Below are 230 nucleotides of genomic sequence, written 5' to 3' on the forward strand. Positions count from 1 at the left end.
CTACTTAGTACAGCTTTAATTGGTGGAGCAGTCGCTTTCGCAGGAGGAATTGGATTTGTCGGTTTAATGGCACCTCATATTTCACGAAGATTAGTTGGCTCTTTCTACGGTGCATTGCTCCCAGTTGCGGCGATTATCGGTGCAATTCTAGTGCTTGCTGCAGATTTAATTGGGCGTACAGTTTTCACACCACTTGAAATTCCAGCAGGGGTATTTACATCAGCAATTGG

General features: G+C 44.8%; 1 protein-coding gene. It reads left to right on the forward strand.

Translation table 11 applies throughout. From position 1 onward, the window contains the following. Positions 1-230, forward strand: a 230-nt coding sequence (locus tag JDS92_RS30575) for an iron chelate uptake ABC transporter family permease subunit (protein ID WP_199633077.1), incomplete at both ends; no start/stop codon positions are given.

This window comes from Bacillus cereus group sp. N12, from assembly GCF_016483575.1.
GTDB lineage: Bacteria > Bacillota > Bacilli > Bacillales > Bacillaceae_G > Bacillus_A > Bacillus_A toyonensis.